The organism is Limnobacter alexandrii (genome assembly GCF_005871185.1).
GTDB classification, from domain to species: domain Bacteria; phylum Pseudomonadota; class Gammaproteobacteria; order Burkholderiales; family Burkholderiaceae_B; genus Limnobacter; species Limnobacter alexandrii.
Genome location: NZ_SWKN01000009.1, coordinates 174,659 through 189,982, shown reverse-complemented (window position 1 = coordinate 189,982; position 15,324 = coordinate 174,659). Strand labels below are relative to the sequence as shown.

Genomic DNA, 15,324 nt, shown 5'->3' with positions numbered 1-15,324 from the left:
CGAGTGAGGCTTTTTTAGAAATACGACGCTATGTTGTAAACCAATGACAGTTCAAAGAGGGGTTTCTCATGTTGAGTTCAATCAGTGCAAAATTCAGTGCCAGTTTGGTCACAGTGATTTTGTTGGGTGTCTTGGTGGGTGGCTTGGGTGTATTGAACAGCAAGCGGATTATGGACGCCAATGCCAAAAACGAATTCACTCACGAAGTCATCGAGAATATTTTGGGGGTTCGAGAGAACCTGGTGAATATCGAAACGGGTGAACGCGGATTCTTGCTGCGTGGTGATGAAGCCTACCTTGTTCCTTACAACGAGGGCAAAGAGCAGGTTCGAAAACACCTGGACAAGGCCGGCGAATTGACAGCCAAAAACCCGGTGGTAACCGAGGAGTTGCGGATGTTTAACGCGCATTATCGTACCTGGCTAAACTCCGTAATTGATCCATTGATTGATGCCAAACGTTTGGTCATCGAGGGTAATCTGGCCCCGGAAGATTTCAATGCAATGGTTGATTCAACACCGGGCAAACCGTTGATGGACAAAATGCGTGAGACTTTGGCCAAAGTGGAAGCTGAAGAGTACCGATTGTTGAAGCTTCGCCAGGAGGCCAGCCAGGGCGTCTATACGCGGTCCATCTTCATTACAGTCGCTTTGACACTGTTTGCATTGCTTGTCGGTTTAACCCTGAATTTTTTGATCTCCCGCATGTTCAAACGCAAATTGGGTATAGCCACCGTGCACATTAACGCCTTGGCTGAGGGCAAGCTGAACAGCAATATCAAGGTTGAGGGCAAAGACGAAGTTGATGCTCTGTTGCTTGCACTGGGCAAGGCGCAAACCAATTTGCGCGGCTTGATTGAGGGTATTCGAGGCTCGACAGCATCACTGAATGAAAGTGCAAGTGCGGTGCGTACCTCGTCTGATGAAATGAACAAGGCGGCCTCTGAGCAAGCGGATGCCACATCGTCCATGGCTGCCGCGGTTGAGCAATTGACGGTGTCCATTAGTCAGATCACCGAGAACTCCAACGATGCTTCACACACTGCCATGCAGGCCAAGCAGTCTGCTGACCAAGGCAGTATTACTCTGGGTCAGGTAGTGGAAGGTATTCGAAAAATTGCCAGTTCGGTGCAGGGCAGTGCCGGCACAGTGCGTTCGCTTGAGCAGCAGTCCAATGAAATTTCCGAGATCATATCAACAATTACCGACATTGCTGACCGCACCAACTTGTTGGCCTTGAATGCTGCCATTGAGGCAGCACGCGCAGGCGAAAGTGGCCGCGGATTTGCGGTGGTGGCTGATGAAGTGCGCAAACTGGCTGAGCAAACCAAGGGTTCTTCTGAACGTATTTCAACCATGGTGTTCCAGATTCAAAGCATCACCCAACAAGCGTCCAAATCGATGGAAGATTCGGTGGGTATGGTGAAGCAGGGCATTGAACAGGCAGATTCTGTGTCCGGAACCATTGACCAGATCAAGGCCAATGCCGACCGCGTGAACGAGGCAATTCAGGCCATTACCGTGTCAATGAAAGAGCAAAGCAATGTGAGCGTAGAGATTAGCCGCAACGTGGAACGAGTGGCACAAATGACCGAAGAAAATACGGCTGCCATTGCACAGAACAAATACGTGGCAGGTCAAATTTCAGATTTGGCCGGCAGCTTGACCCAGTCTGTGCAGGTGTTTAAAACCTGATTATTTTTTCAGCGCGTCCAGCACAATCTTTTCAAACTCTTGCATTAACTGGGGTTTGATTCGAAGCAGGGCGCGTTCGAACAGTTCGGGCAACTGGGCCCGCAAAATTTCAATTTGCGGGTCTGAAAGTCCACCAGCGCGTGCGCCGGTGGACTTTTCTATTTCCTGCAAGCCGCTTTCAATCACCTCAGTCAACAAGGGTGGGCCGCCATCGAAGTGCTCACTCATGATTTCAATTCCTTATCCGTTGGCCCGGTCAAAGGTGTTCAAGGGGTAGCCGCGTTCTTTGTAAAATTTGTAGCGCTGGCGGGCCAGTGCCTTGTTGTCTTCGTCGGTACCCACAATTTCAACCAGGCGTTCAAACCGGGCAAAAAAGGGTGGCCATTGCTCATCAAGATTGATCAGCAGGTCGTAATGGACAATGTCGTCTGCCTTGTCAGTGAGCACAATGGGCGTGTCTGCCACACCGGGGTGACCCGAAACAACATGGGGCAGAAAGTCTTCCTCGGAAAACGTCCACAGCAGTTTGTCCAGGTTTTCAAGCACCTCGGGGCGGGTGCTGTAGCACACAATTTTCAGGCCGCTGCCGTACGCCTTCCGGATCAACCGGCAGGTGTACAGCAGGTGGTCTGAAACATTCAAGTGAAAGTCGATTCGTGTCAATTCAAAACCCTCAGGCCTTCGCACGCTTCATGACAAACTCGGCCAACATGGGCACAGGGCGACCACTTGCACCTTTGGCCTTGCCGGAATGCCAAGCGGTACCGGCAATGTCCAGGTGGGCCCAGCTGTAAGCCTTGGTGTACTTTTGCAGGAAGCAGGCGGCTGTGACGCTGCCTGCGGGTGGACCACCAATGTTGGCCATGTCGGCAAAATTGCTTTTCAGCTGTTCGTGGTATTCCTCGTCCAAAGGCATGCGCCATGCAGTGTCCAGCGCGTTTTGACCCGCTTTGAACAATTCATTGGCCAGGTCGTCGTCGGGGCTGAACAAGCCGGTGTTCACATGGCCCAAAGCCACGATACAAGCGCCGGTCAGGGTGGCTACATCGACCACAGCGGCCGGGTTGAAGCGTTCTACATAGGTCAGGGCATCGCACAGAATCAGGCGGCCTTCGGCGTCGGTGTTCAAAATTTCAATGGTCTGGCCACTCATGGACACCACCACGTCGCCTGGTTTGCTGGCATTGCCTGCGGGCATGTTCTCGGCGGTGGGCACCACCACGATCAGATTCAGGGCCAGCTTCATTTCCGCAGCAGCTTTCATGGTGCCTAGCACGCTTGCTGCGCCACACATGTCGTACTTCATTTCATCCATGCCCGCGCCGGGCTTCAGTGAAATACCGCCGGTGTCGAAAGTAATGCCTTTGCCAACCAGCACCACCGGGGCCTCTTTGGGGTCTTTGGCGCCGTTGTATTTCAGCACAATCAGCTTGGGTGGCTCGCTAGACGCCTTGCCCACTGACAAGAGGCTGAACATGCCCAGTGCTTCCATTTTCTTGTGGTCCAGCACGTCCACGCCCAGCTTGTACTGCTTGGCCAGCGCTTTGGCGGTCTCGGCCAGGTAATTGGGGGTGCAAATATTGCCAGGCAGGTTGCCCAGGTCTTTGGTCAACTGCATGCCGTTGCCAATGGCCTGGCCAACGGCAGCCCCTTTTTCAACCGCGTCTTGGGTTGATTTTGTGCAGGCCAACTCGAAGGCTGGTGGTGTGGTCGCATCGTCATCCTGCTTTTTACAGGCTGAGAAGCTGTAAAAGCTCTCGGTGATGGTGCGTGCGCACAAAGCGGCAATGTCTTTGTCGCTGCTTTTCTTGGGTACTTCCTGGTTCACAGCGAAAAACACCTTGGCGGGTTTCAAGCCTTTCAGCGCCTCGCAGGCCACAGTGGTGGCTTTGCGCAGGGTTTTGCTGTTTAGTTTGTCGGCCTCATCCAGCCCCACCAGCACATACACAGGCGCGCCAGCTTTTGCGGTGTTGAAGACCACACGGCAACTGCCAGTGTTACCCAGGTTTTTGTCAGTTTTACAAGCGTTGGCCACCAGGCCCTCAGTGTCAATGTCGGCCCGCTTTGCAGCAGCGGTCAACTCGCCGCCTTTGTACACCGCCACCACAGCCACATCGCAACCTTTTGCCGGCACTGGCCCGCCAGCAGTCACTTTTGCAACTGCGCCCGTGCCAGCCTTGAAGCTGAACATGGGTGGTGGTGTGGGCGCCGCTTTTTTGGCTGCTCGGGGAGAGGAAGGTTTTCTGGCTTTGGGGGTGGCGGGTGTTGCTGTCATGGTGTTCCTTCTTGCGATTAATGCTCGACCATTCAAAACGAATGCATGCGACAATCTACCATTATTAACAAGCTGGGTTGGCGAGTCAAAGCGCAGCCCGCCTGCATTGCATGCTGTTTCGATCCACTTTTCGAAAAGACTTCGCACAAACCGCAGGGGCCACCTTCGTGGCCCTGTTCACCATCATTGTGACCACAGTGTTGGTGCGCACCCTTGGCCAGGCTGCCGGGGGCAAAGTCGACAACGCCGAAGTATTTACCCTAATTTTGCTGGGCGGGCTTCAATACCTGCCAGCCGCCTTGGTGATCACCGTGTTTATTGCGGTCATGGGCGTGGTGTCGCGCGCCTTCAAAGAGCAGGAAATGACCGCCTGGTTTGCCTCCGGGGTGTCACTTTTTTCCCTGGTGCGGCCTGTGCTTCGCTTTGCTGTACCTCTCACTGTTCTGGCCATGATTTGCTCGGTGTGGCTTACGCCTTGGGCCAAGGCTGAACTGGATGCCGCAAAAGACCGTTTTGCCAAGCGCAACGATGTGAGCAAGGTTAGTGCAGGGCAATTTCGCGAGTCGGGTGAAGGCAACAGGGTGTTCTTTGTCGAACGACAATCGGAGGTGACCAAACAGGTTGAAAACGTGTTTGTAGTCGATTCCAAAGGGAATACCCGCACGGTGGTGTCTGCGGCGCGAGGCAGTGTGGAAGTAGACGCAAACGGTCAGCCGTACTTGGTGCTCAGTGGCGGCAGGCGTGCCATGCTTGATGGCACTGGTGAACGTTTTACGAGTACCGAATTTGAAACCTACGGCCTGGCCATCGACAACACCCTGGGTGCTGCCCCCAGCTTTCAGCTGCAACACCGCCGTGTTGATTTGCTGGTTGCCGACTTTTCACCTGCAGCGCAGGGCGAATTGTTGTGGCGTGTCAGTTTGCCTTTGTCTGCCTTGGCGCTTGGTTTGCTGGCCATTCCACTTGCATTCGTGAATCCGCGTGGCGGCAATTCACTGAACCAGCTTTTTGCTCTCTTGATTTATCTCACATACAGCAATGTTGTGTCGGTCACCCAAAGCATGGTGACGAAGGAAACCCTCGATTTCTGGGTGGCTTTGGTGCTGCCGCATGCGGGCGTGTTACTGATGTTTTATGTCTTGATGCTGAAGCGGAATCGCCCTGCGGGCGCCTCTTTGTTTCAATGGCGCAGGTCGGCTCGTTCTCTCGATTTGCAGGATGTCGTGGCGGGGCAGGAGATTAAGCGATGAAAAAGCCTTTCACCGTACCGCATTCCTTGCTGGTTTACTTTCGCAGCGAACTCTACAAAGCCATCACATTCGTGATGGTGGCTTTTGTCGGTTTGTTTGCATTTTTCGACTTGATTGCCGAGGTGGACCGTTTGAGTTTGCCTGGTACCAGCTGGTTCTATTATTTCATCGCCGTGTTGTTGGGTTTGCCCGCACGGGTCTATGAAATTGCGCCGATTGCCGCGCTGATCGGCTCAATTTACGCCTTGGTACAGCTGGCCGCCAGCAGTGAATTGACAGCCATGCGCGCAGCAGGTTTAAGCACCACCAGCATGCTTAAAATGTTGGTTCGGATTGCAGCGGGTGTGGTGGTAATTACCGTGCTGTTCGGTGAGGCAGTGGCTCCTTTGGCCGAGAGGGCTGCAGTACCCATGCGGGCCAAAGCACTGGGTTACGAGGTAGACCGTGATTTCCGCAGTGGTTACTGGATGCGCGACACCTACAGTGCTCCTGATGCAGAGTCGCGGGTGCGTTTCGTGAATTTTGATTCATTCAACAAAGACGGTGAATTGCTCAAACTGGAGTACTACGAACTCGACCCTGAGTCCAGAATTCGTGCGTGGGTACGTGCCGAAAGCGCGAAGTTTGACCCGGACAGCGGCGACTGGGAATTGCGCAATGTGCTGCTTCAGCGTTATTTCGACGAGGCAGTTGGCAACCCGGATGCCGCACGTGCCGGCTTAACCATTCAGGCCAGTGAGTTCGAGTCGCTTGAAACCATGCAATGGACCTCGAACTTGTCGCCTGAGCTGTTGACCGGCTTGTTTGTTCGCCCCGACCGGATGAGTGCCTGGCAGTTGTACAACTACTCGAAATTCTTGAGCAGCAACCTGCAGGCCACCGACAACATCGATTTGGCCTTTGCCAAAAAAATCATGTACCCGTTTGCCATTCTCATCATGATGATGATTTCCCTGCCTTTTGCCTACCTGCATTTCCGCTCGGGCAGTGTCAGCGTGAAGGTGTTCGCGGGCATCATGATTGGCGTAGGTTTTCACTTGGTGAATAATTTGTTTTCCCACCTCAGCATGGTGGCCAGCTTCCCGCCGTTCGTCAGTGCGGCTTTGCCCAGCTTGCTGGGCTTTGTGGTGGGCATGGGGGCATTGTGGTGGGTGTCGCAACCTGCGCCTTGGCGCACTTTGAATGTATTGAGGAATCGATGAGCAGTACCGGAAACAAAGCAATCGTGTTGTTCGGTCATGGTGCACGCGACCCGCAGTGGGCTGAGCCCATGAAGCGTTTGCAAAGCATGTTGACTACCCAACTGCCCAATGTGCAAGTTGAACTGGCATTTCTCGAATTGATTGCACCCAGCCTGCCCGACACGGTGGATTGTATGGTGCAAGGCGGCGTAAAGCATATTCAAGTGGTGCCAATTTTCTTTGGAAAGGGCGGGCACTTGAAAAATGATTTCCCGGTGATCATGGCAGAAATGAAAGCCAAACACCCGGGTTTGAACATTGAGGCCACAACCGCTGTGGGTCAGTGGGATGCAGTGTGGCAAGCAATTGCCACTGAAATTGTTCAGCAGGTTTAATCAATAAAACAAACAGGAGACTTCACATGAAGAAATGGTTGCTGTTGGCTGCGCTGTGTTTTTTCATTCCCGCCCATGCACAATCGACCGAGGCAGCTTGTCAGGCCAAAGCGGTCAGCAAAGAAGGCAAGCCATTGAATGGTGCCGCAAAAAATTCGTTCATGAAAAAATGCCTGGCTGACAACAAAGCCAGTTGTGAAGAGCGTGCTGTGGGCAAGGATGGTAAAAAGCTGGCCGGTGCCGCCAAAAATTCATTCATGAAGAAATGCGAGGCAGCAGCCGGTTGAGTGTTGTGTGGTTACTGTATTGAAAACACAGTGGCCTTCTCTTTCAGGTGACTGAGTTGGCGTATCAACAGGTGGGCTTGCACGTCAGTGTGCCAGTCCACTTTTCCGTTGGTGAGCAACTCAATCCACTGAGGCAAATCAAACTTTGGCGTCTGGTTGTTCACGGTGTAAAGACTCAACCAGTGTTCGCTCTCCGGGTTCAAGCCCTTCACGCTCAGGATTTGCAAGTCAGATCCTATCTCAGTCAGAAACGAGATTTCACCAACACTCAGTTTGCCTTTGCCATGCATGCAAAAGTAGTTTCCCCGTCTCGCAATTTGTCCTGAATATTGCAAACCAGATGGGAAGTGGATGTTTCCCATCCGGTATTGATTGTCAACCACCAGCCATTTGGCGTGCATGCCTTGAGCGTCCCGGTAATCTTCTTGGTATTTGCTCTGTTTGTCGTAGTGCTGGGGTCTGATAATCATGAAGTCGTGCCCACCGTCTCCGGCGTTGACAACAATGTCCAGGTGTTTGGGGTTGTGCATCACCGAGTAGCCTGTCCCCACCAGATACCGGGTGAGGTTGGGACTGTCGTACACCAACTCGCGTGGCTGTGTAATGCGACCGTGTGACATGCCTTGACCGCAAAAGTAAACATGCTCTATTCGCGCAAATGCCTGTTGATTGTCGCGATTGATGAGGTGTTCCCGGACAAGCCCATGCGGCATTAGTATTCTTTGTTCGGACATGACTACACCCCAAGAGGCCTGATCCTGATGGTCCAGGCCAATGGCCCCCTGCGCCAGCACAGCCGCATTCTGCACCTTGAATGCGCCAGACCAAGCGGTGTCGTGATTTTTGGTGGACACCCCGGCCTGGTTCAATGTACCGACGGCTCGCCCAGTGGCAGTGAGGTAGCCTGTAAATGACCCGGTGCCGCACTGTTGTTGATGGACGAAACCCTCAAAGCCAGCCGGTGGCCATTGTGTGTTGTTATTCCAGATTTTTGGCAAAAAGCGGTAGCTGCCGTTCAATCGTTTGCCCAAAAGATCCGCCATGTGAGGAAGGAGGTTGACCGGCAGCGGATCAGAGGTGTCCGAAGCATCAAATACGATCGCCGGTATTTTTTGTTTGTCCAGATACAGGCTGCCCAAAGGCAATAACTGGTTGCCAACCACTGGACCTTTCCACCTGAACGAAACTGCACCAGCCCCCTGTACTTCTCCCCAACCTGTAATGGCGTGTTGATGGACGTTCCATGGCAAGGCGCTCTTGAACTGCATGGGGCCGTAGGGCGCGATGTGCAAAACACCATGTGATTGAACCTCGCTCACCTTGGGCAGAACACCCCAGACATTCTCGAATTGGGAAACCTCAGAGTCCGTGGCAGAGGCACTGATTTGGTAGCTCAGTTGCAGACAGGTTTTGCCGCGTGGGTCCGGAATATGCAACTTGCACAGTTTGGGCTGGTGATCCCGGATGTCGTGTTCAATGTAGAGTCCGTGTGTCAGTGTGTGGTCAGTGAGGGTTCCGGTTTTCAGAGACTGAGCAGCCTCCACGAGAGAGGATGATTTCAACAGTTGATGGCCGTTGAAAAGCCCCTTGGCAGCCCAGTGATTGTGCTCCAGATCAATGCCCGGTGTCATGCTGGCGCACAAGTCGCGACCCACCTGAAGCAGACCGCGCAAGCCCGTCGGTGTATTTTGTGTGCCAATGCAGATCAAAGTGCCATTGAAACTGAAGTGACCGGATCCACTGGTTTGTCCCGAAAACATCGATCCGTCTTTCCACAGTACATGCAAGGTGGATGTACCACCCTGTGTCTGTGGCATGAGAGAGCCGAAGGCATGCTCGGTCAACCAGTGTTTGTGTTGGCCCGCTGTCACGGTCACAGTCGACTGTCCAAGCGACACATTCAATGCCATGTCAGGCAGCTCGATGTCCAGTGAATCCAGCTTTGCATGCACCACGCCGCGCAGGAGGACGGGAATTTTTTCCGCTTGAAGGCGTTGGCTCAATTCAAGCAGTTGCCTATACAGGCCTTGGGTGAGTATCGGGTCTTTAGCCTGTTTCAATTCAATCGTCGCGCCCGGCCTCATGCTACGCAGTACCATGGAATGTCGGGACAACAGGGCAAGAAAATCGAACGAGGTGCAGGGGCTCGATGAGGGTGGCGTGAATTCGTGAGGCGTTTTGCATTGATGGATTGCACACACCACAGTTCGCCAATCGTCGCTGGCAATTCCCAGTTGTTCCAGCACCGGTATGGCACTTCGCAAACCATCCACACCTTGCTCTTTGATGACTTGAACCAGGGCAGACATGATCCGGTTTTTCTCGAACTCTGGCGGGTTTTCGCGTTGTGGGGGCGACAGTCGATCCAGCCAGAAGTGAAGCGATGCTTGTGCATCACCTTGCAGCCAACCCAGCATGTGCGCTGCTCGCCTGGCATGTGTCGGCTCGTCGCTTTGTGCAAGCTCTTGCAGGTAGTGGCCCATCACGGTCTGCAACTCGTGTTCGGGTATTTCGTCGATTTGTGGCCACTGGTCGATCAGTTCAAAAAAGCGGTTCGCGGCAGGCAACTCCGCACCAATCGCACTCGGGATTTGAGCGCGGGCATTTTGCGCAATTTCACTGTGTGCGTTCAGCACATGTTTGATGGAGTTTTTGAAATTGATGCCAATTTGGCAAGCTTTGCACAGCCGGTCCAGAACAATGTGTTGAGTGTCCAGATCGGCGATGGCTTGTTGCAGTTGAGCCAGGGTGTTGAATTGACTCCATGACAAAAGTTCCGATTCAAGCGCCGGATGATTTCCGGATGTGGCTTGATCAATCAAGGGTAGCCAGAATGCGAGCCTGGATGCGGTGTTCAATTGGCTGTTGGGGTACTCATTTTGCAGCACACGCAGATAAATGCTGTCAATCCCGGCCTGTGTGGCTTGTGAAACGAATTGGTTTGCCAGCGCAGGTTGAAGCAGCGTGGCTTTGGGGGTTTTGCAAAGTCTGTAACTGAGCCGTGCCAGCCCGTCATCGATGTCGGTGTTAAACCAAAGCAGTTGATTGTGTCCCAGCCATTCCACCAAGCTGGGGTGCCATGAATCCACCATGAAAGCCTTGCGTTTGGCCCAGTTGAACTGGATCCCTTTGGAGGCATGAATGGTGTCGTGAGACAGTGTGGGTTTGTTGGTGAAGTTCAGGTCCAGTGTGCTTGAATTGGCACGAGGGCAGCCCACGTGAATGATGAGTCGCTTCCATGCGCCTTCCAGCGCATGGCTGACTTTTCCGAACCAGATTTTTTGTTCGAACGCCTGTCTGGTTCTTCGTGTTTCACCAGTACGGGACATCAGAAAATCGTGTATTTGCTCGAGAAGTTGGTCTTTCTGGTCGTTCTCTTGCAAAGGCAATTGAAGATCAATGTCTTCAGGTGGTGTTTCGTTTTTCCACCGATGAACAGATGATCCTTTGAGTATCGCTTCGGGCACATTCAGTGTTTGAAGCAATTCCAGCAGTGAGAACCGAGCCTGGCCCTGTGAATGGCGGCTCGCCACTGTCAAGGTTTTATTGAGAAAGGCAGAAAAGTTCTTGAACGATGTTTCTGATCGATAGGGGGATTCAAAAAATTCGTGGGCTGGCCGGGGGTTGGCGCTAAGCGGGTGGGACGTTGGCATGAAAAATTGGCTCGACTAAGGGCGTGTTGTGTGCCCAACAGCACACAAAGCCATTGAGTAGCCAGCCAGGGGTTTTAGTTCATGCTGCCTGGACAGGGGGCAACAGCGGGATGTCGTCTGCGCTTTGTGCGCGTAGCTGAAGGCACGCCTTAGCCAAGGCCTGGCCAATCAAAATCAGGCAAGGCCCATCGGTCAGTTGTTCAGCAGAAAACAAGGGCAACTTGCCGAGGTTCAGTGGAGTGAATTTTTCGCTGGGCAATGACACGCTTTCGCACAAAATAACAGGTGTGTTTGCGTTGCGCCCTTTTTCAAGCAGTGCGGCAGCCCACGGACCCGCCTGACGCAGACCCATGTACACAGCCACGGTGTCATTCTCGGTGCCAGTGAATAATTCCGTGCTGGGTACCTCATCGGCACCCACAGAAGGGGTTGTGAATGTGACGCTGCGCGCAATGCCACGTAAGGTCAGGGACGCTTGCAAACTGCTGGCTGCAGCCAGTGCTGCAGTCACCCCGGGCACCACTTCAACAGTATGGCCGGCAGTTTTGAGTGCGGTAATTTCCTCGTCGGCGCGACCAAACACCATGGGGTCACCCCCTTTTAAACGCACCACAAGTTTGAATTGGTCGGCCGCCTCAACAAGCTGTTTGTTAATGAAGTGTTGGGCAGTGGATTTCTTGCCGCAGCGTTTTCCAACGGCGACCAGTTTTGCATCGGGGTGTGCTTCAGAAAGAAGAGAGGGACTGACCAGCGCATCGTAAAACACGCAGTCTGCCTGCATCAACAGCTTCAGGCCACGAACGGTGATTAAATCCTCCGCTCCAGGTCCTGCTCCAATCAACACAACGCGTCCCATCTCAAAAGTCCCTATTTAAGAACAAGCAACCAACAACCGGGTGAAGGGTCGTTGCTTAGTTCTTTGCAACGATCATGCCAGCTGCCACGGTTTGGTTGGTGGCGCTGTCAATCAGGATAAAACTGCCTGTTGCGCGGCATTCGGTGTACAAATCAGCCACGATGGGCTGAGCCAGCACCAATTCAATCTGCGCAATGTCGTTCATTTGCACCGTTTTGGTGCTTTCCCCGTGCAGCAAGGTGTGAATGTCGAGCACCAAATTCACCGCCTTGATTTTGGCCTGGGTTTGGCGTGTGGTTTGCTTGATCCAGTACTTGCGCGCAGGGTTCAATGGTTCATTGTCCAGCCAGCAAATGTCGGCCGTCAATGATTTCACCGGGGCGTGGTTCACGGTGTCGCCACTGCTGACAATTTGATCGCCACGGGACACGTCCACATCGCGGTCCAGCACCAGTGTTACACATTGGCCCAAATGGGCTTCAGGCAAATCGTCGTTCAAAAACACGATGCGAGACACCACGGCGCTTTGGCCGGAAGGATGAACCACCACGGTGTCGCCAACCTTCACGCTGCCGCCCTCAACACGGCCCATGTAGCCGCGAAAATCCTCGGCTTTGTGTCCGTCGTGACGCGCCACCAACTGCACCGGGAAGCGGAAACCCACCTTGTGAGCCGCTTCAGCGCGGTCTGCACGGCTGGGAATGTTTTCCAGAATGGGCAGCAAGGGCTGACCGGTGTACCAAGGCGTTTTTGGGCTGGCCGTCACCACATTGTCGCCGGTCAGGGCTGAAATTGGCAGCACCAGTGCTTCTTGTACACCCACGGTGATTGCCAGTTCTCTAACGGCTTTTTCAGTCGCAATGAATTTTGCTTGATCAAAATCAACCAGGTCCATTTTGTTCACGGCAAACAAAATGGCAGGTATGCCCAGTTTGCCTGCAATCGCGCTGTGGCGTTTTGTTTGCGCCAGCAGTGTGGCTTTCAGGCCTTCGGCGCTTTCTTCGAAGGTAACGCGGGTAATGTCGACCAGCACAATAGCCACGTCGGCGGTGGATGCACCAGTCACCATGTTGCGGGTGTACTGCTCGTGCCCCGGCGTGTCGGCCACAATAAACTTGCGCGCAGGTGTGGCGAAATAGCGGTAAGCCACGTCGATGGTAATGCCTTGCTCGCGCTCCGCTTCCAGACCGTCGGTCAGCAGGGAAAAGTCGATTGCATCACCTGCGGTGCGCTTGTTTTTCGCCTTGGAAATGGCGGCCAGCTGGTCAGCAAAAATGCCTTTGCTGTCAAACAACAGGCGACCAATCAAGGTTGATTTTCCGTCGTCGACAGAGCCAGCGGTGATGAAGCGCAGCACACCATGGTCTTGGGTGCTCAGTTTCAGGGCTTCGTTAATTGCGTTCATGGTATTCATCTCGATTTAGAAATAGCCTTCTTTCTTGCGGCGCTCCATGGAGGCCTCGGAAGTTTGATCGTCCATGCGGGTTGCGCCGCGCTCGGTAATGTCGGTCACTGCAGTTTCAGTGATGATTTCAGCGGGCGTGGCTGCGGTACTTGCCACCGGGCAGGTGCAGGTAATGTCGCCCACCGTGCGGAAGCGAACCACACGTGTTGTAACCGTTTCACCAGCCTTGGGTTGAGTCATTTCTGTGATGGGCACCAACAGGCCGTTGCGCTCGATCACTTCACGTTCGTGGGCGTAGTAAATGTTGGGTAACTCCAGCTTTTCACGCTCAATGTATTGCCACACGTCCAGTTCGGTCCAGTTGGAAATGGGGAATACACGCATGTGTTCACCCGGGTGTACACGTGTGTTGTAAAGGTCCCAAAGTTCGGGGCGCTGGTTTTTCGGGTCCCATTGACCAAAGCCATCGCGGAAGGAAAAAATGCGTTCTTTCGCGCGCGCTTTTTCTTCATCCCGGCGGGCGCCACCCATGAGTGCATCAAAACCAAATTCTTCCTGGGTTTCAAGCAGGGTTACGCTTTGAAATGCATTGCGGGAGGCTTCCGGGTGTGGCAGGCGAATGGTGCCTTTTTTGATGGAGCCTTCCAGTGAACGAACAATCAGTTCCTCGCCCAGTTGTTTGGCTTTCCAGTCCCGAAACTCGATCACTTCAGGGAAGTTGTGTTCGGTGTCAATGTGCACCAAAGGAAACGGAAACTTGCCAGGGCGAAATGCTTTTTCGGCAAGGCGCAGCATCACGATGGAATCTTTGCCACCTGAGAACAACATTGCGGGACGTGCGCATTCGGCGGCCACTTCGCGCATGATGTAGATGGCTTCTGCTTCAAGCCAGTCCAGGTGGGACATGGTGTGTTTTTGCGTGCTCACTTGCGTGCTCATGATTGCTCTCGACTTGTTTTCTTCAATTGTTGAATTCAGCTTATTTTTTCAAATTGGCATTGTGCAAACCGCATTCTTTGCTGGTGGGGTCTTCCCACCACCAGCGGCCTGCGCGAATGTCTTCACCAATGGTGATTGCGCGGGTACAGGGCTCGCAGCCAATCGATGGGAAACCTTCGAAATGCAGCTTGTTCACGGGCACATCGAACTGGCGAACATAGGTCCACACATCGGCTTCGCTCCAGTCAGCCAGAGGATTGAATTTTTCAATGCCACGGTCAGCATCGAATTCCCGAACTGGCAAGGTAGCGCGTGTTGCAGCTTGCGCCTGACGTTGGCCGGTTACCCAGGCCTTTGCACCTTGCAGCGCGCGGGCCAGCGGTTCCACTTTGCGAATGCCGCAGCATTCTTTGCGCAGCGCCGTGCTGTCATAAAAAGCGTCGGCACCTTTGGTGTTCACATAGGTTTCAACTGCGTCGGCTTTTGGTTCAAACCACTGTACGGTTTGACCATATTTGGCTTGCAGGGCAGGGGCTACATCAAGCGTTTGCTGGTGCAGACGACCCGTGTTCAGGCTGAACACACGAATGTTCAGTTTCAGGCGCGCGATCACGTCGAACAACACATTGTCTTCAGCCGCCAAACTGCTGGCCAGGGAAATGCTGTCAAATTCCTGAGCGGCTTGGGTCAACAATGTTTCCAGCGCTTGAACTTTTGCCGCAATGTCAGTGGCGGGTTGGTGCGGGCCACGAAACACGGCGATTACCTGTTCTTGCACAGCGTTGTTTTCCGTTGCTGCTTCAACACTGTGGAAGCGCGACTGTGCTGAAGTATTCACTGCATTCATGCTTATGCTCCTGCGGCGGCAGCCCTGCGGTTGAACACGGGCAAGGAACCATCGGCACTGGTTTGGTAAGGAATGGTGAAATCAGCAAACGCATTCAATGCGTCTTGAAGCGACTTGCCTTCCTTGATGTCGAATTGCGTGAAACCGCAACGTGCCAGGTAGAAGAATTGATCGCGCCACACGTCACCGAATGCACGAATTTCGCCGGTGAAACCATAACGCGTGCGCAACAGTACCGCGCCCGAATAGCCTTGGCCGTACTTGAACACGGGGAAGTTGAATGCAATCAGCTTCAGTACATTCACATCGCCTTGCAACTGCTCGGGATTGTCTTCTGGGTTCAGGTAAACACCCAACTCGCCGGCTTGTGCGCGTTCAGAAAGTTCGGCTTTGTTGGCTTCCCAAACAGACAGGTGCACCAGCACTTTGCCGTCGGCAGGGACTGCCACGGGTGCTTCGTCAGTACCTTGTTCAATCACCACAAATTCATCGGCAACAATTTCAGCGTCGCCGTTCAGTGGTTTAACAATAATGTTTGCCAT

The 15,324-nt window shown here is 53.4% G+C and carries 14 protein-coding genes; 5 read left to right on the top strand and 9 right to left on the bottom strand.

What is annotated here, in order from left to right:
* The first annotated feature begins 68 nt into the window (after positions 1 to 68).
* Positions 69 to 1,694, top strand: coding sequence for a methyl-accepting chemotaxis protein (locus FCS97_RS12660; protein WP_138518795.1), 1,626 nt, complete (start codon positions 69 to 71; stop codon positions 1,692 to 1,694).
* Here FCS97_RS12660 and FCS97_RS12655 read toward each other — a convergent pair whose 3' ends face one another.
* From FCS97_RS12655 to FCS97_RS12645, 3 genes are read right to left on the bottom strand one after another with little or no spacing between them, the layout of a single operon-like run.
* Positions 1,695 to 1,922: a hypothetical protein gene (locus FCS97_RS12655; RefSeq protein WP_138518794.1), complete on the bottom strand. Its 228-nt coding sequence runs from the start codon at positions 1,920 to 1,922 to the stop codon at positions 1,695 to 1,697. It abuts the gene before it with no gap.
* Positions 1,923 to 1,934: 12 nt separating this feature from the next.
* On the bottom strand, positions 1,935 to 2,357 hold the full coding sequence (locus tag FCS97_RS12650; RefSeq protein ID WP_138518793.1) for a DNA polymerase III subunit chi: 423 nt from the start codon (positions 2,355 to 2,357) through the stop codon (positions 1,935 to 1,937).
* Between the two features lie 10 nt (positions 2,358 to 2,367).
* Positions 2,368 to 3,969, bottom strand: coding sequence for a leucyl aminopeptidase (locus tag FCS97_RS12645; RefSeq protein WP_171035309.1), 1,602 nt, complete (start codon positions 3,967 to 3,969; stop codon positions 2,368 to 2,370).
* Positions 3,970 to 4,046: 77 nt separating this feature from the next.
* On the opposite strand from FCS97_RS12645, the gene lptF reads away from it, so the two are divergent.
* The 4 genes from lptF to FCS97_RS12625 are packed head-to-tail and all read left to right on the top strand — an operon-like array spanning position 4,047 to position 7,082.
* Positions 4,047 to 5,219: an LPS export ABC transporter permease LptF gene (gene lptF / locus FCS97_RS12640; RefSeq protein WP_138518792.1), complete on the top strand. Its 1,173-nt coding sequence runs from the start codon at positions 4,047 to 4,049 to the stop codon at positions 5,217 to 5,219.
* Complete coding sequence (gene lptG / locus FCS97_RS12635; protein ID WP_138518791.1) at positions 5,216 to 6,421, top strand: LPS export ABC transporter permease LptG; 1,206 nt, start codon at positions 5,216 to 5,218, stop codon at positions 6,419 to 6,421. Before lptF ends, lptG begins: the two co-directional genes overlap by 4 nt.
* Positions 6,418 to 6,795 carry a sirohydrochlorin chelatase gene (locus FCS97_RS12630; RefSeq protein WP_138518790.1) on the top strand — a complete coding sequence of 126 codons (378 nt, stop codon included), beginning with the start codon at positions 6,418 to 6,420 and terminating at the stop codon, positions 6,793 to 6,795. The genes lptG and FCS97_RS12630 overlap by 4 nt, the downstream gene beginning before the upstream one ends.
* Before the next feature lie 26 nt (positions 6,796 to 6,821).
* Complete coding sequence (locus tag FCS97_RS12625) at positions 6,822 to 7,082, top strand: hypothetical protein (RefSeq protein ID WP_138518789.1); 261 nt, start codon at positions 6,822 to 6,824, stop codon at positions 7,080 to 7,082.
* A gap of 11 nt (positions 7,083 to 7,093) precedes the next feature.
* Here FCS97_RS12625 and FCS97_RS12620 read toward each other — a convergent pair whose 3' ends face one another.
* The 6 genes from FCS97_RS12620 to FCS97_RS12595 all read right to left on the bottom strand — a co-directional run bounded on the left by FCS97_RS12620 (position 7,094) and on the right by FCS97_RS12595 (position 15,324).
* Entirely contained in the window at positions 7,094 to 10,735 is a 3,642-nt protein-coding gene (locus FCS97_RS12620) for a hypothetical protein (protein ID WP_138518788.1), read from the bottom strand.
* A 79-nt stretch (positions 10,736 to 10,814) separates the two neighbouring features.
* The gene (gene cobA / locus FCS97_RS12615; protein WP_138518787.1) at positions 10,815 to 11,591 is read right to left on the bottom strand and encodes a uroporphyrinogen-III C-methyltransferase; all 777 of its coding nucleotides are present in this window, start codon (positions 11,589 to 11,591) and stop codon (positions 10,815 to 10,817) included.
* A gap of 55 nt (positions 11,592 to 11,646) precedes the next feature.
* Entirely contained in the window at positions 11,647 to 12,996 is a 1,350-nt protein-coding gene (locus tag FCS97_RS12610) for a sulfate adenylyltransferase subunit 1 (RefSeq protein ID WP_138518786.1), read from the bottom strand.
* Between the two features lie 15 nt (positions 12,997 to 13,011).
* On the bottom strand, positions 13,012 to 13,935 hold the full coding sequence (cysD, locus tag FCS97_RS12605) for a sulfate adenylyltransferase subunit CysD (protein ID WP_138518785.1): 924 nt from the start codon (positions 13,933 to 13,935) through the stop codon (positions 13,012 to 13,014).
* Between the two features lie 40 nt (positions 13,936 to 13,975).
* A complete protein-coding gene (locus FCS97_RS12600) occupies positions 13,976 to 14,782 on the bottom strand; it encodes a phosphoadenylyl-sulfate reductase (protein WP_171035308.1) in 807 nt (268 codons plus the stop codon).
* Positions 14,783 to 14,784: 2 nt separating this feature from the next.
* Positions 14,785 to 15,324 (bottom strand): DUF934 domain-containing protein, encoded by a 540-nt coding sequence (locus FCS97_RS12595; protein ID WP_138518784.1) that lies wholly within the window; start codon positions 15,322 to 15,324, stop codon positions 14,785 to 14,787.